Below are 21,073 nucleotides of genomic sequence, written 5' to 3'. Positions count from 1 at the left end.
TCGACTTGCATGTGTAAGGCATGCCGCCAGCGTTCAATCTGAGCCAGGATCAAACTCTTCAGTTTAATCTCTGTTACTTTGCCGTTTTACCGGCATGGTCGAACTATTTAACTAGTTCAAACCCCTCGCATTGCGAGGTGTTTGCTCACTCAAAAAACTGACAGGCCACTACTTTCGTAGCGCCTATTTCATTATTTCTTGTGAACATTTGATATTTTAAGTATTACAGCAATCCGAAGATCGCTGCTGCACCTACATCAAATGCCCACACTTATCGACTGTTAATTGTTAAAGAACTGTATTCGGTACTGCTTTCGCGCTATCGACAAAGCGTTGTGTTTGTCAGCTGCGAAGAAGGAAGAGTATGAAGCATTTCACTACATCCGTCAACTCCTTCTTTTCTACCCTGCTTTACTCGGCATTTGCATGCGTCGTTCAGCGAGGGGGCGAATTATAGCCCTGCCCCGCAGGCGCGGCAAGTGCTAATTTGCAGCTGAGCAAATATTGCTGTGTGATATCGTAGCGCCGACAATCCCCTGCCCCATCACCTTGAGTCCCATGCCTATCCCACACATCGTCCCCACCGCCAATTCCGCCCTGGCCAATGCCCTCGAATACGCCATCAATAGCAAGACCAAGCCGCTGGGCAGTCTCGGCATGCTGGAAACCCTGGCGCGCCAGATCGGCCTGATCCAGCAAAGCACGCAACTGGCATTGCGCCAGCCGGCCATCATCGTTTTCGCGGCCGACCATGGCGTCGTCGCGGAAGGCATTTCTGCTTATCCGCAAAGCGTGACCTGGCAAATGGTGGAGAACTTTCTCGGCAATGGCGCTGCCATCAACGTCTTTGCCCGTCAGAGCGAGTGCGCCCTCTATATAGTAGACGCCGGCGTGAACCACGATTTTGGACCGCGCGACGACTTGCTCGACCGCAAGCAGGCTCCCGGCACCCGGAATTTTGCCAAGGAACCCGCCATGAGCCGGGAACAATGCCTGTCCGCCATGCAGGCGGGCATGGACCTGGTCGCCACCTTGGATGGCAATGTGCTGGGCTTTGGTGAAATGGGCATCGGCAACACTACCGCCGCCGCCGCGCTCATGCACAAACTGACCCAAACACCGGTCGCCGACTGCGTGGGCGCCGGCACCGGCCTGTCCAAGGAAGGCATTTTGCACAAGCAGCAGGTGATCGAGGCGGCCGTCGCCCATCACGCGGCAGTCCATGAGCCGCTCGACGTGCTGGCCACGTTTGGCGGCTTCGAAATCGCCATGATGGCCGGCGCCATGCTCAAGGCAGCCGAAAGGCGCATGATCCTGCTGATCGACGGTTTCATCGTCAGCAGCGCCCTGCTGGTGGCGGCGCGTTTACAGCCCGCCATCCTCGATTACTGCGTGTTTTCGCACTGCTCCGATGAAAACGGCCACCGCCAACTGCTGGCCAGCCTGGGTGCGCGTCCACTGCTGCACCTCGATTTGCGCCTCGGCGAAGGCACGGGATCGGCGCTGGCCTTGCCGCTGCTGCACGCGGCCGTCAACTTCATGCGCGAGATGGCCACCTTCGATTCGGCACAGGTCAGTGAAAAGTCCACGCCAGACTAAGATCATGAGCAACCCCGTTTCCGCCGCAGTCCACCAGTGCCGCCTGTTCTTTATCGCGCTGCAGTTCTTCACGCGCCTTCCCATTCCCCGCTGGGTGGGTTTCGAGCCGGCCTGGCTGCAGCACGCCTCGCGCTACTTTCCGCTGGTCGGCGTGGTGGTGGCGGCCATCAGCGGCGCCGTGTATCTGCTGGCCAGTTGGCTCCTACCTTCGGCGGTGGCCGTGCTGCTGGCCGTCGCCGCCGGCATCTACCTGACGGGCGCCTTCCACGAAGACGGCTTCGCCGACATGTGCGACGGCTTTGGCGGCGGTTTGACGCGCGAGCGGGTGCTGGAAATCATGAAGGATTCGCGCATCGGCGCGTATGGCGCCATCGGCATCATCTGCCTGCTGGCCATCAAGTGCACGGCGCTGGTCTCGCTGCCGCCACACGTCGTCTTGGCGACACTGTTCATCGCCCATCCGCTTTCGCGCCTGGCCGCCGTGTCGCTGATCCGGTTCATGAATTATGCGCGCGACGAAGGCAAGTCCAAGCCGATGGCGCAGGAAATGACGACGGGGGAATTCATCATCGCCTCCGTCTGCGCCCTGCTGCCGGCCATCGTCTGCGGCGTGCTGGGGATATTTGACTGGGCGGCGCTCGCCTTTGCCGTCGTGGCTGGGGCGGCGGCCGCATTCTGGCTGGGCCGCAAATGCCAGCGCCGCCTGCAAGGCTACACGGGCGACTGCCTGGGCGCCGTGCAGCAGGTGGCGGAAGTGGCGATTTACCTGGCCATCCTTTCCAGCTTTCAGCCGCCAACACGCTTCTTCTATTAACACCATGCGCCTGATCCTCGTTCGCCACCCCGCGCCGCAAGTCACCAGCGGCACCTGCTATGGCCGCAGCGACGTGGCGGTGGCACCACATGAAATGGCCGCCGCGCGCAGCAGCCTACTGGCGACTTTGCCGCCCGGTGTGCCGCTGTATGCCAGTCCGCTGCGCCGCTGCGCCGGCCTGGCGGCGGCCCTGGCGCAGGAGCTGCCAGCGAGCGAACTACACTTTGATGCCCGACTGGCCGAAATGGATTTCGGCACCTGGGAAATGCAGCCATGGCACGCGATTGCGCGCGCGGACATCGATGCCTGGGCCGCCGACCTGGCCTGGTACCGCCCCGGCGGCGGCGAGAATGTGCTGGCGATGGCTGCCCGCGTCGATGCGTTTTTAGGCGATCTGTTGCGCGAACAACACGAAACGGCGGTCATCATCTGCCATGCAGGCACCATCCGCCTGCTGTCAGCATTGCAAGCGCGGCTGCCATTGGAAGAAACGGCCCTGCTGGCCGCCCATTCCGCCCATAAAATCGCCTACGGCGCGACGGTCGTCGTCGATTTCTGATAGCGAATCGTCCAGCCAGCCATATCAGTCCACGCCCACTGCACGTATAATGACCGGGTTTTGGTGCCCGCGCTCATGTCCATGAGCGCAGTTAAACGGGAAACACGATGCCGCGCCCGCGGCGAACGTGTGCTGCCCCCGCAACGGTAAGCAAGTGTCGCCCCTGCCTACAGGAAGCGGACGACAAGCTATCTCTGACAACCACTGTGCTTGCAATCATCGAGCATGGGAAGGTGGGATAGCCGTACTTGCCAGCCCGGATACCGGCCAGGACAGGTGGAAGTGTGCGAACGGGGATGTTCGCGATCCGAATGGCCGATGGCCATCTTCGATCGTCAGTCTCAGTTCCCACTTCTGTTCAATCTGGCCTACGGGGACGTCGGCTGGTTGCATATTACTTACTGAAAATTATCATGACCCATGCTGTTTCCTGCCGCGCGACGCTCACGTCGCTCGCGCTAGCCATTGCCGCGCCTGCCGCTTTCGCCCAAGCCACGCCAGATACCTTCGATCCGATCGTCGTCACCGCCAACCGCTACCCGCAGCACCTGAGCGAAGTATTGAGCGATACGCAGACCATCAGCGCGGAAGACATCGCGCGTTCCGGCGCCGGTACGCTGATCGACCTGCTGCAAAAACAGCGCGGCATCGAAGTCAATCGCAGTGGCGGCCCAGGCACCAATTCGAGCGTCTTCATTCGCGGCGCGAACAGCAACCAGAATATCGTGCTGGTCGACGGCGTGCGCATCGGCTCCGCCACTTCGGGCACAGCCAACTGGAGCGCCCTGCCTTTGTCGAGCATCGACCATGTTGAAATCGTCTACGGTCCACTGAGCACCATGTATGGTGCCGATGCCGTCGGTGGTGTGATCCAGATCTTTACCAAGAAAGGCGATGGCGCGGCGCGCTTCTCCGCCTTCGCTGGCTACGGCCGCTACAACACGCGCCAGGCGGAAGCCAGCGTTGCCGGCTCTACTGGTGGCAACAACAGCTTCAGCTACGCGCTGACCGCAGGCAAGGAAAAATCGGATGGCTTTTCCGCCTCCAAGCTGGGTGCCTCGACGTATACCTACAATCCGGATAAAGACGGCTACGACAAGGAAAGCGTCAGCGGCCAGTTCGGTTACCAGATGGCCAAGGGCCATGAAGTCGGCCTGACTTTCCTGAACAGCAAACTGGATGCGCAGTACGATTCGGGCTTGAACTTCGACGCACGCAACGACAATAAGCTGGAAAACATTTCGGTTTTCACGAAGAACCAGTTCTTGCCGAACTGGACCAGTGAGCTGCGCTACGCCCAGGCAAAGGACAAACAAACCTCGGTGTCCGCCACCGGCGCCTTCGGCCGAAGCCAGTTCGACACCAAACAAAGCGACATCAGCTGGCAAAACGATATTCTCATTGGCCGTGACACCCTGCAATTGCTGGGCGAATACCGTGATGAAGACGTCGTGAGCTCGGCCAAGGGCCTGTCCGGCGGCCGCAATACCAAATCGTTCGCTGCATCGTACAACCTGGTGCGCGGCGCCCACCTGGCCAGCATCAGCGGCCGTCGCGACGACAGCTCGGCGTATGGTACGCACAACACGGGTAGCGTCGCTTACGGCTATCGTTTCAGCAACGCCTTGCGCGCCAACGCCAGCTATGGCACCAGTTTCCGCGCACCAACCTTCAACGATCTTTACTACCCTGACTCCGGCATCCCGACGAACAAGCCGGAAAAAGGCCGCAACGCTGAAATTGGCTTGCATTACAACGACGGCCAATCGCAACTGAGCGCGATCTACTACCATAACAAGATCACCGACATGCTCACCTACGTGTCAACTTGCCCGGTAATCGGCTGGAAGCCAGGCTATGGCTGCAGCATGAACGTCGACAAAGCCCTGCTCGAGGGAGTGACACTGGCTGGCGCGCGCAAATTCGGCGCCTTCAACGTCAGCGGCAATATCGACCTGCAAGATCCGCGCAATGAAACCACGGACAAGCAACTGGCACGCCGCGCGAAAAAGCATGCCAATCTCACCGTCGATTACACGACCGGTCCTTTGACCGCTGGTACGGAGTGGCAGTTGTCTGGCAAGCGTTTTGAAGATGCCGCCAACAAAACCACGCTCGGTGGCTATGGCTTGCTGAACCTGTACACCACCTACCAGTTCGCGCGTGACTGGTCGGTGCTGGCACGCTGGAACAACATCACCAACAAGGACTACGAACTGGGCCGCTTCTACGCAACGCCAGGCTCGAACCTCTTCGTTGGCGTACGCTACGGCATGAAATAAGCATGATGTAATGATGTAAGCTGCGGGCGATGGCATGCCGCCATCGCCCGCAGATGCGGTTCCCGATTTTAAGGCAGTACATGCACCCATTCTTCCGCAATATGCGCCACCGCGCCACCGTGATCATCACGGTATTGATCGCGTGCGCGATTGCCAGCCTGATTTTCTCCGGCATGATCGGTTCGATCGCGATTCCGCTCGCCGACCTGCCTTCCGCCCTGCTCCATCTGGTGCAAGGCAAGACCGACAACATCGCCGCCACCCTGCTCGACCTGCGCCTGGGCCGCGCGCTGACCGCCTTCGTTACCGGCGCGGCGCTGTCGCTGGCGGGCCTGATGATGCAGGCTCTCTTGCGCAATCCCCTGGCTGACCCGTATGTGCTGGGCATTTCCGCCGGCGCCTCCGTCGGCGCGCTGGCCGCGCTGCTGTTCATGTGCGCGCTGTGGGTGGTCGATGCGGCGGCATTCGCCGGCGCCGTCGGCGTGTCCATGCTGCTGTACCTGTTTGCCCGGCGCGACCTGCGCGGCGGCACGGCGGCCGAAGGCGGCGCCTCGCTCTTGCTGCTGACGGGCGTGATCCTGGCCTCGGCCTGCATGGCCATCGTCACCCTGATGCTGTCCATCGCCCCGGAAAGCCGCTTGCGCAGCATGGTGTTCTGGATGATCGGCGACCTGTCCGGCGCGCCAGCGCGGCTGATGCCCTGGCTGGTGTTGGCCTGCGCCATGGTCTTTGCGCTGCGCTGCGCGCGTTCGCTCAACGTCATGGCCCTGCACGCGGAAGCGGCCAGCACGCTGGGCGTGCGCGTGGGCGCGCTGCGCAAGGGCCTGTTCTTCTGTTCCGGCCTGCTCACGGCCAGCGCCGTCACCAGCGCCGGCAGCGTGGGCTTTGTCGGCCTGATCGTGCCGCACGCACTGCGCTTTGCCTGCGGCCCCGACCACCGCCTGCTGATCCCGGCCGCCGCGCTGGCAGGCGGCACCTTCCTCGTACTGGCAGACACGCTGGCGCGCACCGTGCTGGCGCCGTTGCAGCTGCCCGTGGGCGTCGTCACGGCCATGATCGGTGCCCCCGTCTTCCTGTACCAGTTGCACCGGCTGCGCCGCACATGAAATCAATATGATACGCACCTACCAACTTGGCCTGAAAGCAGGCACGCGTTGCCTCGTGGATAACCTCAACTGGCGCATCCAGGCGGGAGAATGCTGGAGCGTCATCGGCCGCAATGGCGCCGGCAAGAGCACCTTGCTGCGTACCCTGGCGGGCCTGCGCGAACCGGATGCCGGCCACGTAACGATACAGGGCCGCGCCTTGATGGACTGGCCTTTGGCCGACCTGGCACGTGAGCGGGCGTTCCTGGCGCAGGCGCGCCATGATGCATTCTCGTACCGCGTCATCGAAACGGTGCTGTCGGCGCGCCATCCATACCACGACAATCATTACTGGGAGGGCAGCGACGACCAGCGCATCTCCCTGGCGGCGCTGGCATCGATGGAAGTGGAACACCTGGCCGAACGCGACGTGCGCAGCCTGTCGGGCGGCGAACGCCAGCGCGTGGCGATCGCCGCCATGCTGGCGCAGGATACGCCCTTGCTGCTGCTGGACGAGCCGGCCAACGCGCTGGACCTGGCGCACCAGGTCAGCGTCATGGGTTTGCTGGCAAGACTATGCCGCGAACAGAGCAAGACCGTCGTCATGGTGGGCCACGACCTGAACCTGGCGCATAGCGTTTCGACCCACGCACTGCTGCTGATGGGAGATGGCGGTTCGCTCGCTGGCCCCGTGGCCGACGTGATGCAGGCATCTCTCCTGAGCCACTACCTTGGCCACCCGATCGAAATCATCGAACACGGCAAACGCAAGATATTCATACCGAAAGAGGATCAAACATGAGCAATAACCAACCCGTCGACGCGCAAACCGCAGCCAATACCGCAGCTATAAACGAGCGCCACCGCGTGCGCATGGAGAGAAAGAAGGCCATCATCGATGCGGCCATCGCCAAGGCGGACAAGGAAATCGGCATCATCATCGTCAACACGGGCAATGGCAAAGGCAAGAGTTCGAGCGGCTTCGGCATGGCCATCCGCGCCATGGGCCACGGCATGAAAGTGGGCGTGGTGCAGTTCATCAAGGGCGCCATGTCGACCGGCGAAGAGAAATTCCTGCGCCGCTTCCCCGATGAAATCAGTTTTCATGCGATGGGCGAAGGCTATACCTGGGAAACGCAAAACCGCGAACGCGACATCGAGAAAGCCGAACTGGCATGGGAACAGGCGAAGACCTTCCTGGCCGACCCAAGCTACGGTCTGGTGCTGTTCGACGAACTCAATATCGCCCTCAAGTACAACTACCTCGACGTGCACAAAGTCATCGCCGACCTGCTGGAGCGCCCGCACATGCAGCACGTGGTCATCACGGGCCGCGGCGCGCCGGACGAATTGATCGCCATCGCCGATACCGTCACCGAAATGGCCGTCGTCAAGCATGCGTACGCGGCCGGCATCGGCGCACAAATCGGCACCGAGTGGTAACAGCGCCATGACGCGCACTCTGGTCTTCGGCGGCGCCCGTTCCGGCAAGAGCGCCCATGCGGAAAAGCTGGCCCGCGAGTCCGGCAAGGAAGTGCTCTACATCGCCACCGCGCAGGCGGGCGATGGCGAGATGGCCACGCGCATCACGCATCACCGTGCGCAACGCCCGGCCGGGTGGGCAACCCTGGAAGAACCGCTGCGCCTGGGCGACGCCATCCTGCGGCAAGCACGGCCCGGCCGCCTGCTGCTGGTGGACTGTCTGACACTGTGGCTGACGAATCTGATGTTTTCCGGCGGCGCGACGTATCCGGACGTGGGCGACATCGCCCTGCCCGAACTGTTCCACAGCGAGCGCGCGCACCTGCTGTACGCGCTGGCCGAAATCGAAGACACCGGCTGCGACCTCGTGCTCGTCTCGAACGAAGTGGGCATGGGCATCGTCCCCTGCGGCGCCATCTCGCGCTGCTTCACCGATGAAGCGGGCCGCTTGAACCAGGCCGTGGCCGCCGTGTGCGACAAGGCCGTGTTTGTCGCCGCCGGTTTGCCGCTGTACCTGAAAGGCGGCCCATGCTGAGCGGCCTGTCGCTGCCCATGCTGGCCGCCTTGATGGCGGCCGGCGTGCTGCTCGACATGCTGCTGGGGGAAACGCGCCGCTGGCATCCATTGGTGGGTTTTGGCCGCCTCGCCAGCGCGCTCGAGCGCCTGCTGAACCGGGGCCGTGGGCGTTTCCTGCGCGGCACGCTGGCGTGGTCGCTGGCCGTGCTGCCCCTCAGCTATGCCGCCTGGTGGCTGTGCGGCCTGGCCGGTGCGGTACTCCACGTCTTCCTGCTGTATCTGTGCCTGGGCCTGCGCAGCCTGCGCGACCACAACCAGCCGATCGCCAATGCCTTGTCCATCGATGACCTGGAAAACGCGCGCCTGCTGACGGCGCGCATCGTCAGCCGCGACACGGCCAATGCCGATGCGGCCAGCCTGGCCAAGGCCAGCACGGAGTCCTTGCTGGAAAACGGCAACGACGCCGTCTTCGGCACCCTGTTCTGGTTTGCCGTGGCGGGCGGTCCGGGCGCCGTGCTTTTCAGGTTGGCCAATACCCTCGACGCCATGTGGGGCTACCGCACTGCGCGCTACGACTGGTTCGGCTGCTGCGCCGCGCGCATCGACGACATCCTCAATTACCTGCCGGCGCGCCTGACGGCCTTGTCCTATGTCTTGCTGGGCAAGAGCATGGCGGACAAAAAAAACGCATGGCACTGCTGGCGCACGCAGGCGCCCAACTGGGGCAGCCCGAATGCGGGGCCCGTGATGGCCAGCGGCGCCGGCGCCTTGGGCCTGGCCCTGGGCGGCGACGCCATCTATGACGGCGAACTGGAACGCCGCCCGCCTTTGGGCGCCGGCCGTCCCGCCGAAGCGCGCGACATCGACCGCGCCTGGCGCCTGGTGGCGGAAACGGCTGTCTTGTGGCTGATCTGGGTGGCGCTGCTGGCGGGCCTGTTTTACCTGAAAGGGAAGTATATTGCTTGAACATGGCGGCAATCTGCGCGACGCGGCGCGTGAATACGGCCGGCCGATCGCCGACTGGATCGACCTGTCGACCGGCATCAACCCGCACTGGTATGCAGCGCCAGCACCCGACGTCAACGCCTGGCACCGGCTGCCGGAAGCCGATCCCGCGCTGGCGGCCGCCGCCTGCACATATTACGACGCGCCGGCCATGCTGCCCGTGGCGGGTACGCAAGCGGCCATCCAGGCCCTGCCCCGGCTGCGCGCACCGTCGCGCGTGGTCGTGGCTGCGCCGTCCTACGCGGAACACGCACACCATTGGGGCCAGCACGGACACCAATTGCGGCAAGTACCATATGCGCTGCTGGCCGACGCCGTGGACAGCTGCGACGTGATGGTCGTCTGCAATCCGAACAATCCCACGGGCGAGCGCATCGCCCCCGCGCTGCTGCTGGCATGGGCCGGCCAGCTGGCCGCGCGCGGCGGCTGGCTGGTGGTCGATGAAGCGTTTGGCGACACGGAAGCGCAGGCCAGCCTGGGGCCGCACTCGGACCAGCCGGGTCTGATCGTGCTGCGCTCGGTAGGCAAATTCTTTGGCCTGGCGGGCCTGCGCCTGGGCTTTGTCGCCGCCCATCCAGCCTTGCTGTCCCAACTGGCCGACATGCTGGGACCATGGACCGTCAGCGGCCCGGCGCAGCAGGTGGCGCTGGCGGCCCTCGCCGACACGCACTGGCAAGGTGCCATGCGCGAGCGCCTGCGCGGCGAAGGCCTCCGTTTGCAGCAACTGCTGGCCGCCCACGGCATCGCCAGCAGCGGCACGGCGCTGTTTCAATGGTGGCCGGAAGAGCGCGCAGCGGCCTTCTGGCGCCACATGGCGGAATCAGGCATCTGGGTACGCCTGTTCCGCCACGCGGCCCACGGCATCCGCCTCGGCCTGCCACCCGACGAACATGCCTGGCTGCGCCTGCAGCAGGCCCTCACCACATGGAAGCACACATGAAAATCCTGAAAATATCGCTACTGCTGGCCGGACTGGTCTCGCTGCAGGCGCATGCCGCCATCACCGTGCGCGACGACGATGGCAATACCGTCACCGTGGCAAAACCCGCGCAGCGCATCCTGGCGCTGGCGCCGCACGTCACGGAGCTGCTGTTCGCCGCTGGCGGCGGCGACAGGATCGCCGGTGTCGTCAGCTATAGCGACTACCCGGAAGCGGCCAAAAAACTGCCTCAGGTGGGCGACAACCGCCAGTACGACATGGAGCGCATCATCGCCATGAAGCCGGACCTGATCGTCGTGTGGATGCATGGCAGCGCCGAACGCCAGATCGCCATGCTGCGCCAGCTGAAGGTACCCATCTATCACAGCGAACCGCGCAAGCTGGCCGATATCCCCGACAGCATGGAGCGCCTGGGCCAGCTGATGGGAACGGAAAAGGTCGCCAAGCCGGCCGCCGCACAACTGCGCGCCAAACTGGCCAGCTTGACGGCGCAATACGCGCAGCGCCCGCCCGTGCGCGTGTTTTACCAGGTGTGGGACAAACCTCTATATACATTGAGCGGCGCGAGCATCATCAGCGATTCGATGCGCGTGTGCGGCGGCCAGAATGTGTTCGCCGCGATGAAGGTGGTGGCGCCCGTCGTCACGCCGGAAGGCGTGCTGCAGGAAGACCCGGAAGTCATCTTCGGCACCAGCGAAAAGAGCGACCCGCGCAGCGAGGGGGGCCTGGCCATGTGGCGCGCCTTCCCGTCGATGACGGCCGTGCGCAAAAATAACCTGTTCCGCCTGAATGGCGACCTGCTGAACCGCGCCGGCCCGCGCATGATCGAAGGCACGGCCGCCATGTGCGAACAGCTGGAAGCGGCGCGCCAGCGCCGCAGCGACAAGGCGGCTCAATGAGTCACTACCAGCGCATCGCCTGCCTGTCGACGGAAGCCGTCGAGACGCTGTACGCGCTGGGCGCGGAGGACGTCATCGCAGGCATCTCGGGATTTACCGTGCGCCCGGCCCGCGCACGCGAGGAAAAAACCAGGATCAGCGGTTTTTCCTCGTCAAATCTGGAGCGCATCCTGGCAGTGGAACCGGATCTCGTGATCGGCTTTTGCGACATGCAGGCCGATATCTGCCGCGACCTGGTCATGGCCGGCATCGAAGTACACCAGTTCAACCAGCGCACGGTCGACGGCATCCTGCGCATGATCGCCGTGCTGGCCGCGCTGGTGCAGCGCGAGGACGCCGGCCGTGAACTGATCGCCAGCCTGCGCACGGACATCGCCGCCGCCCGCACCCGCGCCGCCGCCTGGACGCGCAAGCCCGTGATGTATTTTGAAGAGTGGAACGATCCCCTGATGAGCGGCATCGGCTGGGCAGCGGAATTGATCGCCATCGCCGGTGGCAGGGACGCCTTCCCGGAATTGTCCGTGCAGCCGGGCGCGAAGGAGCGCATCATCGCCGATTCCCATGACGTGGTCGCACGCGCGCCCGACATCATCCTCGCCAGCTGGTGCGGCAAGAAATTCCAGCCCACGCAACTGGCGGCGCGCCCAGGCTGGGATGCGATTCCCGCCGTGAAAAACCAGATGCTATTCGAGATCAAGTCGCCCGACATCCTGTCGCCCGGCCCGGCGGCGATTACCGAAGGGTTGCGCCAGATCAGCGACATCATCGCGCGCTGGCAACATCTGCAGGAGCAGCAGACATGAAGAGTCCCTTTCCCGTCCTGATGGTGCAGGGCACGACGTCCGACGCGGGCAAGAGCACCGTCGTCGCGGCCCTGTGTCGCCTGCTGAAACGCCGCGGCGTGACGGTGGCGCCGTTCAAGCCGCAAAACATGGCCTTGAACAGCGCGGTGACGAGCGACGGCGGCGAGATCGGCCGCGCCCAGGCCCTGCAGGCGCTCGCCTGCGGCATCGCGCCGCACACGGACATGAATCCGGTGCTCTTGAAACCGTCGTCGAACACGGGCGCGCAAGTGATCATCCATGGCAAGGTACGCGCCGAGATGGATGCGCGCGACTACCAGCAATATAAAACCATCGCGATGGGCGCCGTGCTCGAATCCTACGCGCGGTTGCGCCAGCAGTACGACGCCGTCGTCGTCGAAGGCGCGGGCAGCCCCGCCGAAGTCAATCTGCGCGCGCGCGACATCGCCAACATGGGCTTTGCCGAAGCCGTCGACTGCCCCGTGATCCTCGTGGCCGACATCGACCGGGGCGGCGTCTTCGCCCACATCATCGGCACCCTGGCCTGTTTGTCCGACAGCGAGCGCGCGCGCATCGTCGGCTTCGTCATCAACCGCTTCCGCGGCGACATCTCGCTGCTTGCGCCCGGCATCGACTGGCTGGAACAGCAGACGGGCAAACCCGTGCTGGCCGTGCTGCCCTACCTGCAAGGGCTGTTTCTCGACGCGGAAGACGCCGTCGAAGCCATGCAGGCCGAACGTGGCGCCTTCAAGGTGGTGGTGCCGCAACTGCCGCGCATCAGCAACCATACGGATGTCGACGCGCTGCGCGCCCACCCCGATATCGACCTGCAATTCATCCAGCAAGGGCAGCCTATTCCGCCGGCCGACCTGGTGATCCTGCCCGGCAGCAAGAACACGCGCGGCGACCTGGCCTGGCTGCAGCGGCAGGGCTGGCCCGCCTACCTGGCCAAGCACCTGCGCTACGGCGGCAAGGTGCTGGGCATCTGCGGCGGCTTCCAGATGCTGGGGCAGAGCGTGCGCGATCCGCTGGGTGTGGAAGGCGCGGCGGGAGAGTCAGCGGCACTGGGTTTGCTCGACCTGGTGACGGAGCTGACAGCGGAAAAACGCCTGCAGCAAGTCGCCGGCCATTGCGCGTTTGCCGGCGCGGCCGACGCCCCCGTGGCAGGCTATGAAATCCACATGGGCGTCTCGCATGGCGCGGCGCTGGCGCAGCCGGCTTTCGTCATCGACGGCCGGCCCGAGGGGGCCGTATCGGGCGACGGACAAATCCTGGGCAGCTATTTGCACGGCATGTTCGACACGCCCGCCGCGTGTTCGGCGCTGCTGCGCTGGGCAGGGCTGGAATCGGCGCACTCGGTCGATACGGCAGCCCTGCGCGAAGCCAGCCTGGAATGCATCGCCGATGCCGCCGTACCGCTGCTCGCTGCGCTCGATCACATGAAACGCTAGCAATTACTTTTTCAGGCACGCGCCCATGTACGTGCGATCAGTCGAAAATTCGACCGCCATGCTCGACGACACCGGCATGAACATCGAGTAATCTGCCGGCACGTCGGCCGGATCCTTGAACACGGCGATGCCATCGAAATCGACGGCTTGCGCGCCCAGGCCCAGCTTGTTGACGGTGATGGTTTCCGCATGCGTCTTGCCAGTCGTGTTATTCGTCAGGGTGGCGGTGCTGCCGGCAACCTCGATCTTCGCGCTGATGCCCGGCGCCGCGCAGGCGTAGCTACCGGCGATTTCGGTGCCGATCTTTTGCTGTTTGGCGGCGACGATGGTACCGACGCGCAGCACGTTTTCCTGGTTGCGGCTATAGCGGTCGATGAACAGCGCCAACCCCCGGTCGCCGGCATGCACGTGGACAATGCCGAATTCCTGCTGGCCTTGGCGGGCGATGATCAGGCCACGCGCCGCGTCACGGACAAAGGTCAGGCTGGCGTTTTCCGCTTCCAGTTGCGGCGAAACCGCAGAGCACACGCCTTGCGCATTGAACACACCGCCATTGCACAATTGCGCGCTACCATCGGCCGCCACCTTGAGGCTGCCCTTCGGATTGAAGCGGTCGCCACCATTCGAGGCATTGCGCATGGCGCCCAGGAAGATATAGTTGCCGGCCAGCTTGGCCACGTCGGTGGCGGCATAACCACTGCCGCTGACGTTGGAATTCATGCTGCCCAGCTTCACCATGCCTGTCAGCAGGCGCGTGCGTGCATCGACGGTAACGCTGAAATCCGTTGCCGTGTAAGTGGTGAGATGGCCGGTGGTGGACGCGGTAAACGTACCGCTGCGGTCGCTCAAGCCGAATTGCGTCGACAGGACACGGATGGCATAGGTCTTCTTTGCGCTGTCGAACGTGATGCGCCAGGTGTCGCCGATATCGGCGGCCACGTCATACACCGTCTCGTCCGCATTGGCGCCAGCGATCACGGTCAGGCCAGCCTGTGCCGCGACCGCTTGCGAGGCGACCATCACGCTGTCGGCGGGGACGACAGGAGGCGTCACCACGACGGGCGGCGTGACCGGTGCTTCCGGCGTGCCGCCACCGCTGCCGCCACCGCATGCGGAAAGGGCCGCACCTAACAAAACGATTGAAATTGCATTCTTCATCAGTAACCTTCCAGGAATCCGCGACAAATTGCGAGCAAGAGACATCGCAACGACAGCGCTCATGCTAGGTCCGGCCGGAGGTTATTGCTATAGGACATTTGTTCTATGGACTTTCTACGGCAACATCTCGGTCAACACGGCCAGCGCCGCCGCCAGCGCCGTCTTGTTTCCCACGTCGAGCTTGGCATACACGCTGTGCAGCTGATTCCTGACCGTGGCCGGCGATACGCCATGCCGCCGGGCAATGTCCTTGTAACTGAGGCCACTGGCCGCAAGCCGCGCCACCGCTGCTTCGCCCCCGGTCAGCGGCCGCCCCGCCGGGCGTTGCGCCAGCTGGATATGCAAGTAGCCGCCCGACTCCGCCACCTGCGCCACCAGGGTTTTCCCCACATAGCGCCCCAGGCCGGGGCGCCGCAGTTCTTCAACCAGGTCTGCTGGCAACATGGGCGGTTCCCACTCAGGCCATTCCCGCTGCAGCATGTCGGCGGCAATCGGCTCCACATATTGCAGACAGCCATTCAGGCTGGCCAGCAGGCGCACACTGCCGGGTGGCGGCTGCACCTCCGGTGCCCGAAACAAACGGCTGTTGATCGCCTGCGCCTGGGTCAGGTGCGGCAACAGCAGGTTACCCAACTCGGTCTCGGCAGCGGAATACGCGCGTTCCGGCCCTGCCCGCCACAAGGCAATCAAGTCCAGGTTGGCGTGGTGGGTGGCCGGTGAAATCAATACCATGCTGTGGGCAATCGCATATTTCCTGCAATAGGCGTGCAAGTCGAGGTATCTCCCGTCGATATCGACCGACTCCATCGTCACGCAGCGGCCGCGCGAACGGCAGGCCTCGGCCAGGATGGCATCGGGGCTGACAAGCGCCTTGCGGTCGGCCAGTTTCTCGATCGGTTGCTGATACATATGCAGGCTGTGCAGCGAAATCGCCATATCAGGGGAAAAAGAGGCGGCGATGATGGCGGCGGAATCGAAGGGCAGCGCCTGCCTGAGCATATCGAGCGCCTGCCCCTGGAACTCGCCCGACGTGCATTCCTGGGCCGTGCCGTACAGATTCAGGATCAGGTGATTCAATTCTCTCATGGTGCAATGAGTCCGCTTTCATCCAGGAATGGCGGCATTGTGCTGCGCGGCAAAAGACGTGTCAACATTGCAATCACGGCAAACCGGAGGGCGCGGGCGGCACGTCTGCGCCATTTATGTGACAATTCATCGCACTGTCGGCTCCGTTTCTCTTCCCCAGGCTCGCATCCATGACCAGTTCCCCGATTAAAAGCTACCTTCCCTGGGTGGTCGCCACCGCCCTGTTCATGGAGCAACTCGACTCCACCATTGTCAACACCGCCATTCCCGCCATGGCTGCCAGCCTGCACGTAACGCCGCTGAGCCTGAAGGCCGTCGTCACCAGTTACATCCTGAGCCTGGCCGTGTGCATTCCCATCAGCGGCTGGATGGCCGACCGCTTCGGCACGCGGCGCGTGTTTTCCGCCGCTGTTGCCATCTTTACCATCGCCTCCATCCTGTGCGGCCTGTCCGTCAATTCACCGATGCTGGTGGCAGCGCGGCTGCTGCAGGGCGTGGGCGCAGCCATGATGATGCCGGTGGGCAGGCTGACCATCATCCGCACCTTTCCCAAGTCGCAATTGCTGGCGGCCATGAATTTCGTCATTATCCCCGCTCTGATCGGCCCCCTGCTGGGCCCCACCGTGGGTGGATTGATCGTGCATTGGCTGTCGTGGCGCGAGATCTTCTTCGTCAACGTGCCTGTCGGCCTGGCGGCGCTGTACCTGGCGCACCGCTACATGCCCGACTACTATGGGGACAAGCCGCGTCCGCTGGACCTGATCGGCCTGGTGCTGTTCGGCACGGGCATCGCCTTGCTGTCGTGGCTGCTGGAAATCTTTGGCGAGCACAAGATCGACCCCACCTCGGCTGCCGTGCTGCTGTTCATTTCCATCAGCCTGCTGGCCGCGTATGCCTGGCATTCGAGCGAAGTGCTGCACCCGCTGCTGCGCCTGACCCTGTTCAAGATCCGCACCTTCCGCGTCTCGGTGGTGGGCGGCTTCGTTACGCGCCTGGGCGTGGGCGGCCTGCCCTTCCTGCTGCCGCTGCTGTACCAGCTGGGCCTGGGCTTGCCCGCTTGGCAGTCGGGCTTGCTGATGATGCCGTCGGCAGCGGCCGCCATGGGCATGAAATTCATTTCTGCGCGCGTGCTGGCCCGCTTCGGCTACCGCCAGGTGCTGATCGTCAACACGGTGCTCATCGGCATCACCATCGCCATGTTTTCGCTCGTGGGCGTGGGCACGCCCCTGTACGTGATCATCGCCATCAGCCTGTGCCTCGGCTTTTTCAATTCACTGCAGTTTTCCAGCATGAACACGATTGCCTATGCCGACGTCGACAAGTGCGATTCCAGCATGGCCAGCACCATCGCCAGTTCCATGCAGCAATTGTCGATGAGCTTTGGCCTGGCCTTCGGCTCGCTGATCACGGGCTGGTACCTGGGCGACATGCCGCAATCGGACCGCGCCATGCTGAGCACGGCGCTGCACCACGCTTTCCTCACGCTGGCCGGCTTGACCGTGCTGTCTTCGCTGACCTTCTGGACCTTGCGCCGCGACGATGGCGAAAGCATCAGCAAGGGCTCGGAAAGCGACGAGGAAGAGGCGGCCGACGTCAAGACCCAGGCCGTCGTGCCGACGGAGGTACAAGCAACAAGAGGCTGAGGCTGAGCCAGATCAAACCCTGCCCCCGCACTGCTGGTGTTTTTTCCTGCCGCTGCTACAGTGGCAGCAGGAGGCGCACATGGCGGCCGAGCGTCAGTTTGCATGGAAGGGAACGGACCGCCATGGCAAGCCCGTGGACGGTATGCTGCGCGCCGCCGACGCAGCGGCGGCCAGCCTCGCGCTGCGGCGCCAGGGCATCCTGGCCACGCGCGTGCGCGCGGCCCGCACCGCACCGGGCAAGGCCATCACGCAGAAGGATATCGCCCTGTTCACGCGCCAGCTGTCGACCATGATGGCGGCCGGTGTGCCGCTGCTGCTTGCCTTCGACATCGCCGGCAAGGGTCACGCCAAGCCCGCCATCACGGAACTGATGCGGCACTTGCGCCACGACATCGAAGCAGGCAGCAGCCTGCAGCAGGCATTCCGCCAGTTTCCCCTGCTGTTCGACGAGCTCTATTGCAATCTGCTGGCTGCCGGTGAGCAGGCCGGCATCGTGCAGGAATTGCTGGCGCGCCTGGCCACGCACCAGGAAAAGGCCATCGCCCTGCGGCGCCAGGTGCGCGGCGCGCTGATGTATCCGCTGGTTATCGTGCTCGTCGCTATCGGCGTCACGGCCATCATCCTGAGCGTGGTCGTGCCCGCCTTTCGCCAGGTCTTCGACAGCTTCGGCGCACCCTTGCCGCTGCCCACCCTGGTGGTCATGGGCTTGTCTGACTTCCTGCTGCACTACTGGCTGGTCCTGCTGGCGGCGCTGGTGCTGGCCTGTGTGCTGCTGCGGCTGGCCTGGCGCCGCTCTCCGGCCCTGCGCCGCCACGCGCAACTGCAGGCGCTGCGCCTGCCGCTGGCCGGCCCGCTGCTGCGCAAGGCGGCCATTGCCCGTTGGACACGCACCCTGGCCGCCATGTTCGCCGCCGGCGTGCCCCTGCTCGACTCGCTCGACCTGGTGGGTGCCGCATCCGGCCACGCGCTGTACCAGGAGGCGACGGCCCGCATCGACCACGACATCCGCGCTGGCGGCAGCCTGGCCCTGGCCATGGAGCACAGCGGCGTGTTTCCCGACCTGCTGACGCAGCTGGCCCTCATCGGCGAAGAGTCCGGCGCGCTGGACGCCATGCTGTCGCGTGCGGCAGACATCATCGAAGGGGAAATCGAAACGACTGTCGCCATCCTCACTGCGCTGCTGGAGCCGGCGCTGATGGTGGTGCTTGGCGTACTCATCGGCGCTCTCGTGATCGCCCTGTATTTACCCATTTTTAAGCTTGGTGCGGTGATTTGAAGACATGTCCGCGCAAAACGCCCCCATGGACGGGCGGATGTTTTACACTGCTGCAGTGCCAGGCAATGTTTGCGCGGCAACAATCATCCCCTCAGACAAGTTCACCATGCTGCAAGATACCCTGCTGTTCGCCGCGCCCGGCAATCTGCCCGTCACCCTCGCCGCCGCCTTGCTCGGCCTGATCGTCGGCAGCTTCCTGAACGTGGTGATCCATCGCATGCCGAAAATGATGCAGCGCGAATCCGACAATTACGTGGCGGAAGAAACGGGCCAGCCGCTGCCGCACGCGGACCGCTACAACCTGATGCTGCCGCATTCGAACTGCACCGCCTGCGGCCACCGTATCACGGCCATGGAAAACATTCCCGTCATCAGTTATTTGCTACTGCGCGGCAAATGCAGCGCCTGCCAGGCACCGATCTCCGCGCGTTATCCGCTGGTGGAACTGCTGACGGGCGCGCTGTCTGCCCTCTTGATCTGGCACTTCGGCAGCGGCTGGACGGGCCTGGCCACGCTCGTGTTTGCCTGGCTGCTGATCGCCATGACCTTCATCGATGCAGACACGCAAATGTTGCCGGACGACCTCACCTTTCCCCTGCTGTGGGCAGGCTTGCTGGTCAATATCAACGGCACCTTCGTGCCGCTGCAGGAGGCCGTCATCGGCGCTGCCGCCGGCTACCTGGCCCTGTGGGCCGTGTACTGGGCCTTCAAGCTGGCGACAGGCAAGGAGGGAATGGGCTATGGTGACTTCAAATTGCTGGCGGCGCTCGGTGCGTGGCTGGGCTGGACCATGTTGCCGACGATTATATTGTTATCGTCGCTGGTGGGCGCCGTGGTCGGCATCGGCCTGATCGTGTTTGCCAAGCGGAGACGCGACAAGCCGATCCCATTCGGCCCCTACCTGGCGGCCGCGGGCTTCATCGCGCTGCTGTACGGCACCTCCCTGTCGCGGCTCACGCCAGGCCTGCTCGGCTGAACGGCGCCGCATCCCGAATGGATAACAACATGCACATACAAAACGCCCCCTACTTCAGCGTGGGACTCACGGGCGGCATCGGCTGCGGCAAGAGCACGGTGGCCGACCTGTTCGCCGCGCGCGGCGCCTCCATCGTCGATACCGACCAGATCGCCCACAGCCTGACGGCACCCGATGGCGCGGCCATGCCCGCCCTGGTGGCGGAATTCGGCCCGGACTACGCCGATGCGAACGGCGCCCTCGACCGCGCAAAAATGCGCAATCTCGTCTTTTCCGACGCCGCCGCCAAGGCGAAACTGGAAGCCATCCTGCACCCGCGCATCCGCCAGGCCACTCTGGCGGCCGCAGCCGAGGCAACGGGCAGCTACGTGATCTTTGCCGTGCCTCTTCTGGTCGAGTCCGGCGGATGGGTGGAAAGAGTCAACCGCGTACTGGTCATCGACTGCCTGGAGAGTTTGCAGATAGCGCGCGTGATGGCGCGCAATGGCTTATCGGAAGAACAAGTCAAGGCCATCATGGCCACGCAAGCCACGCGCGCCATGCGCCTGGCCGCAGCGGATGACGTGATCGACAACAATGGCGATTTGGCCGCCCTGGAGCCGCAGATTGCTCAGTTGCACGATTTATATCTGGCATTTTCAAAAAGAATGGCTGGAATCGGGTCGCAACGTTTGTAATTTGTCGACGCTTGGTTCAAAATCACGGGATTGTTTGCAGGTCCTTACTTAAGGGAATTATTTTGATTGTCTACGAATACCCTTTCAACGAACGCATACGTACCTTGTTGCGTCTGGAAGACCTGTACGACAAATTCAAGTTCTTCATCCAGCAAGAACATGCAATGCAACATCATGTTGCCTTGGCAACTATTTTCGACATGCTCGAAGTGGCGGGCCGCGCCGACTTGAAATCGGACCTGTTGCAGGAACTCGAGCGCCAGCGACAAAGCCTGCTGGGCTACCGCAGCAACCCGAACGTGGAGCCGGAAACCCTGGACGCCATCCTCGGTGAACTCGACAGTGTCAGCGGCGCCCTCGTGGCGGCGCAAGGCAAGACGGGCCAGAATATCCGCGACAATGAATGGCTGATGAGCATCCGTGGCCGCACCATCATCCCGGGCGGCGCCTGCGAATTTGACTTGCCGTCGTATTTCGCCTGGCAAAAACGCAGCAGCGAGCAGCGCCTGACCGATATCCAGGCCTGGTTCGCCCCGCTGGCGCCCCTGTTCGATGCGCTGGCCCTCGTCTTGCGGCTGCTGCGCGATTCCGGCGGTCCCGTCAAGCTGATCGCCAATGGCGGCAGCTACCAGCAAATGCTGCAAGGTAAGGTGTACCAGATGCTGCGCCTGAGCCTCGATGAAAACAGCGGCGCCATCCCGGAGATTTCCGCCAATAAATATATGCTGTGGGTCCGTTTCACCACCCAGGGGGGCGACCTGAAACCCAAGCCGCTCGAAGACGATGTACCATTCGAACTCACGCTGTGTAATTTTTAACTGT

The 21,073-nt window shown here is 63.5% G+C and carries 20 protein-coding genes, 1 rRNA gene and 1 riboswitch; of the genes, 18 read left to right on the top strand and 3 right to left on the bottom strand.

The genetic code is table 11. The annotated features are described in order from the left end of the window. Positions 1 to 65 (bottom strand): 16S ribosomal RNA (locus BXA07_RS13715); the annotation flags it as partial. Positions 66 to 558: 493 nt separating this feature from the next. Between BXA07_RS13715 and cobT the strand changes: the two genes are divergently transcribed. The 13 genes from cobT (at position 559) to BXA07_RS13650 (ending at position 13,435) form a co-directional block, all read left to right on the top strand. Continuing rightward, positions 559 to 1,599, top strand: coding sequence for a nicotinate-nucleotide--dimethylbenzimidazole phosphoribosyltransferase (cobT, locus tag BXA07_RS13710; RefSeq protein ID WP_076568446.1), 1,041 nt, complete (start codon positions 559 to 561; stop codon positions 1,597 to 1,599). Between the two features lie 4 nt (positions 1,600 to 1,603). Further along, positions 1,604 to 2,413 (top strand): adenosylcobinamide-GDP ribazoletransferase, encoded by an 810-nt coding sequence (locus BXA07_RS13705; protein ID WP_076568445.1) that lies wholly within the window; start codon positions 1,604 to 1,606, stop codon positions 2,411 to 2,413. Positions 2,414 to 2,417: 4 nt separating this feature from the next. After that, positions 2,418 to 2,972 (top strand): histidine phosphatase family protein, encoded by a 555-nt coding sequence (locus BXA07_RS13700; protein WP_076568444.1) that lies wholly within the window; start codon positions 2,418 to 2,420, stop codon positions 2,970 to 2,972. 44 nt (positions 2,973 to 3,016) lie between these two features. Next, positions 3,017 to 3,259: riboswitch (cobalamin riboswitch) on the top strand. Positions 3,260 to 3,385: 126 nt separating this feature from the next. Next, the gene (locus BXA07_RS13695; RefSeq protein WP_076568443.1) at positions 3,386 to 5,254 is read left to right on the top strand and encodes a TonB-dependent receptor domain-containing protein; all 1,869 of its coding nucleotides are present in this window, start codon (positions 3,386 to 3,388) and stop codon (positions 5,252 to 5,254) included. 80 nt (positions 5,255 to 5,334) lie between these two features. After that, positions 5,335 to 6,360: a FecCD family ABC transporter permease gene (locus BXA07_RS13690; protein WP_076568442.1), complete on the top strand. Its 1,026-nt coding sequence runs from the start codon at positions 5,335 to 5,337 to the stop codon at positions 6,358 to 6,360. Positions 6,361 to 6,367: 7 nt separating this feature from the next. Further along, the gene (locus BXA07_RS13685; RefSeq protein ID WP_076568441.1) at positions 6,368 to 7,141 is read left to right on the top strand and encodes an ABC transporter ATP-binding protein; all 774 of its coding nucleotides are present in this window, start codon (positions 6,368 to 6,370) and stop codon (positions 7,139 to 7,141) included. Next, positions 7,138 to 7,782: a cob(I)yrinic acid a,c-diamide adenosyltransferase gene (gene cobO, locus BXA07_RS13680; RefSeq protein WP_076568440.1), complete on the top strand. Its 645-nt coding sequence runs from the start codon at positions 7,138 to 7,140 to the stop codon at positions 7,780 to 7,782. Before BXA07_RS13685 ends, cobO begins: the two co-directional genes overlap by 4 nt. Before the next feature lie 7 nt (positions 7,783 to 7,789). Beyond that, entirely contained in the window at positions 7,790 to 8,356 is a 567-nt protein-coding gene (gene cobU / locus BXA07_RS13675; RefSeq protein ID WP_076568439.1) for a bifunctional adenosylcobinamide kinase/adenosylcobinamide-phosphate guanylyltransferase, read from the top strand. Continuing rightward, positions 8,350 to 9,303, top strand: a complete 954-nt coding sequence (gene cbiB, locus BXA07_RS13670) for an adenosylcobinamide-phosphate synthase CbiB (protein WP_076568438.1) — start codon at positions 8,350 to 8,352, stop codon at positions 9,301 to 9,303. The genes cobU and cbiB overlap by 7 nt, the downstream gene beginning before the upstream one ends. Then, the gene (gene cobD / locus BXA07_RS13665) at positions 9,296 to 10,282 is read left to right on the top strand and encodes a threonine-phosphate decarboxylase CobD (RefSeq protein WP_076568437.1); all 987 of its coding nucleotides are present in this window, start codon (positions 9,296 to 9,298) and stop codon (positions 10,280 to 10,282) included. Before cbiB ends, cobD begins: the two co-directional genes overlap by 8 nt. Beyond that, positions 10,279 to 11,181 (top strand): cobalamin-binding protein, encoded by a 903-nt coding sequence (locus BXA07_RS13660; protein WP_076568436.1) that lies wholly within the window; start codon positions 10,279 to 10,281, stop codon positions 11,179 to 11,181. Before cobD ends, BXA07_RS13660 begins: the two co-directional genes overlap by 4 nt. Continuing rightward, positions 11,178 to 11,984 carry an ABC transporter substrate-binding protein gene (locus tag BXA07_RS13655; protein WP_076568435.1) on the top strand — a complete coding sequence of 269 codons (807 nt, stop codon included), beginning with the start codon at positions 11,178 to 11,180 and terminating at the stop codon, positions 11,982 to 11,984. Before BXA07_RS13660 ends, BXA07_RS13655 begins: the two co-directional genes overlap by 4 nt. Next, the gene (locus tag BXA07_RS13650) at positions 11,981 to 13,435 is read left to right on the top strand and encodes a cobyric acid synthase (protein ID WP_076568434.1); all 1,455 of its coding nucleotides are present in this window, start codon (positions 11,981 to 11,983) and stop codon (positions 13,433 to 13,435) included. The genes BXA07_RS13655 and BXA07_RS13650 overlap by 4 nt, the downstream gene beginning before the upstream one ends. A 3-nt stretch (positions 13,436 to 13,438) precedes the next feature. On the opposite strand, the gene BXA07_RS13645 is transcribed toward BXA07_RS13650, so the two are convergent. After that, on the bottom strand, positions 13,439 to 14,593 hold the full coding sequence (locus BXA07_RS13645) for a hypothetical protein (RefSeq protein ID WP_076568433.1): 1,155 nt from the start codon (positions 14,591 to 14,593) through the stop codon (positions 13,439 to 13,441). Positions 14,594 to 14,707: 114 nt separating this feature from the next. Beyond that, on the bottom strand, positions 14,708 to 15,679 hold the full coding sequence (locus BXA07_RS13640) for a helix-turn-helix domain-containing protein (protein ID WP_083708215.1): 972 nt from the start codon (positions 15,677 to 15,679) through the stop codon (positions 14,708 to 14,710). A gap of 170 nt (positions 15,680 to 15,849) precedes the next feature. Here BXA07_RS13640 and BXA07_RS13635 point away from each other — a divergent pair, with 170 nt between their 5' ends. The 5 genes from BXA07_RS13635 (at position 15,850) to zapD (ending at position 21,069) form a co-directional block, all read left to right on the top strand. Then, positions 15,850 to 17,322, top strand: a complete 1,473-nt coding sequence (locus tag BXA07_RS13635) for a DHA2 family efflux MFS transporter permease subunit (protein WP_212592295.1) — start codon at positions 15,850 to 15,852, stop codon at positions 17,320 to 17,322. 79 nt (positions 17,323 to 17,401) lie between these two features. Then, positions 17,402 to 18,598, top strand: a complete 1,197-nt coding sequence (locus BXA07_RS13630) for a type II secretion system F family protein (RefSeq protein ID WP_076568430.1) — start codon at positions 17,402 to 17,404, stop codon at positions 18,596 to 18,598. Between the two features lie 106 nt (positions 18,599 to 18,704). After that, complete coding sequence (locus BXA07_RS13625; protein WP_076568429.1) at positions 18,705 to 19,574, top strand: prepilin peptidase; 870 nt, start codon at positions 18,705 to 18,707, stop codon at positions 19,572 to 19,574. A gap of 29 nt (positions 19,575 to 19,603) precedes the next feature. Next, positions 19,604 to 20,251, top strand: a complete 648-nt coding sequence (gene coaE / locus BXA07_RS13620; RefSeq protein ID WP_076568474.1) for a dephospho-CoA kinase — start codon at positions 19,604 to 19,606, stop codon at positions 20,249 to 20,251. A 62-nt stretch (positions 20,252 to 20,313) separates the two neighbouring features. Beyond that, positions 20,314 to 21,069, top strand: a complete 756-nt coding sequence (gene zapD / locus BXA07_RS13615) for a cell division protein ZapD (RefSeq protein ID WP_076568428.1) — start codon at positions 20,314 to 20,316, stop codon at positions 21,067 to 21,069. Positions 21,070 to 21,073 lie beyond the last annotated feature (4 nt).

The sequence above is a fragment of the Janthinobacterium sp. TND4EL3 genome, from assembly GCF_900156175.1.
In the GTDB taxonomy this organism is placed as follows: domain Bacteria; phylum Pseudomonadota; class Gammaproteobacteria; order Burkholderiales; family Burkholderiaceae_D; genus Janthinobacterium.
Note: the sequence above shows the minus strand (reverse complement) of the source record. Positions and strands in the feature narration are given on the sequence as shown.

Excerpts from the sequence above, each read along its gene's own strand:
- cobT (WP_076568446.1), top strand. The coding sequence starts at position 559 with ATGCCTATCCCACACATCGTCCCCACCGCCAATTCCGCCCTGGCCAAT.
- BXA07_RS13705 (WP_076568445.1), top strand. The coding sequence starts at position 1,604 with ATGAGCAACCCCGTTTCCGCCGCAGTCCACCAGTGCCGCCTGTTCTTT.
- BXA07_RS13700 (WP_076568444.1), top strand. The coding sequence starts at position 2,418 with ATGCGCCTGATCCTCGTTCGCCACCCCGCGCCGCAAGTCACCAGCGGC.
- BXA07_RS13695 (WP_076568443.1), top strand. The coding sequence starts at position 3,386 with ATGACCCATGCTGTTTCCTGCCGCGCGACGCTCACGTCGCTCGCGCTA.
- BXA07_RS13690 (WP_076568442.1), top strand. The coding sequence starts at position 5,335 with ATGCACCCATTCTTCCGCAATATGCGCCACCGCGCCACCGTGATCATC.
- BXA07_RS13685 (WP_076568441.1), top strand. The coding sequence starts at position 6,368 with ATGATACGCACCTACCAACTTGGCCTGAAAGCAGGCACGCGTTGCCTC.
- cobO (WP_076568440.1), top strand. The coding sequence starts at position 7,138 with ATGAGCAATAACCAACCCGTCGACGCGCAAACCGCAGCCAATACCGCA.
- cobU (WP_076568439.1), top strand. The coding sequence starts at position 7,790 with ATGACGCGCACTCTGGTCTTCGGCGGCGCCCGTTCCGGCAAGAGCGCC.
- cbiB (WP_076568438.1), top strand. The coding sequence starts at position 8,350 with ATGCTGAGCGGCCTGTCGCTGCCCATGCTGGCCGCCTTGATGGCGGCC.
- BXA07_RS13660 (WP_076568436.1), top strand. The coding sequence starts at position 10,279 with ATGAAAATCCTGAAAATATCGCTACTGCTGGCCGGACTGGTCTCGCTG.
- BXA07_RS13655 (WP_076568435.1), top strand. The coding sequence starts at position 11,178 with ATGAGTCACTACCAGCGCATCGCCTGCCTGTCGACGGAAGCCGTCGAG.
- BXA07_RS13650 (WP_076568434.1), top strand. The coding sequence starts at position 11,981 with ATGAAGAGTCCCTTTCCCGTCCTGATGGTGCAGGGCACGACGTCCGAC.
- BXA07_RS13645 (WP_076568433.1), bottom strand. The coding sequence starts at position 14,593 with ATGAAGAATGCAATTTCAATCGTTTTGTTAGGTGCGGCCCTTTCCGCA.
- BXA07_RS13640 (WP_083708215.1), bottom strand. The coding sequence starts at position 15,679 with ATGAGAGAATTGAATCACCTGATCCTGAATCTGTACGGCACGGCCCAG.
- BXA07_RS13635 (WP_212592295.1), top strand. The coding sequence starts at position 15,850 with ATGACCAGTTCCCCGATTAAAAGCTACCTTCCCTGGGTGGTCGCCACC.
- BXA07_RS13630 (WP_076568430.1), top strand. The coding sequence starts at position 17,402 with ATGGCGGCCGAGCGTCAGTTTGCATGGAAGGGAACGGACCGCCATGGC.
- BXA07_RS13625 (WP_076568429.1), top strand. The coding sequence starts at position 18,705 with ATGCTGCAAGATACCCTGCTGTTCGCCGCGCCCGGCAATCTGCCCGTC.
- coaE (WP_076568474.1), top strand. The coding sequence starts at position 19,604 with ATGCACATACAAAACGCCCCCTACTTCAGCGTGGGACTCACGGGCGGC.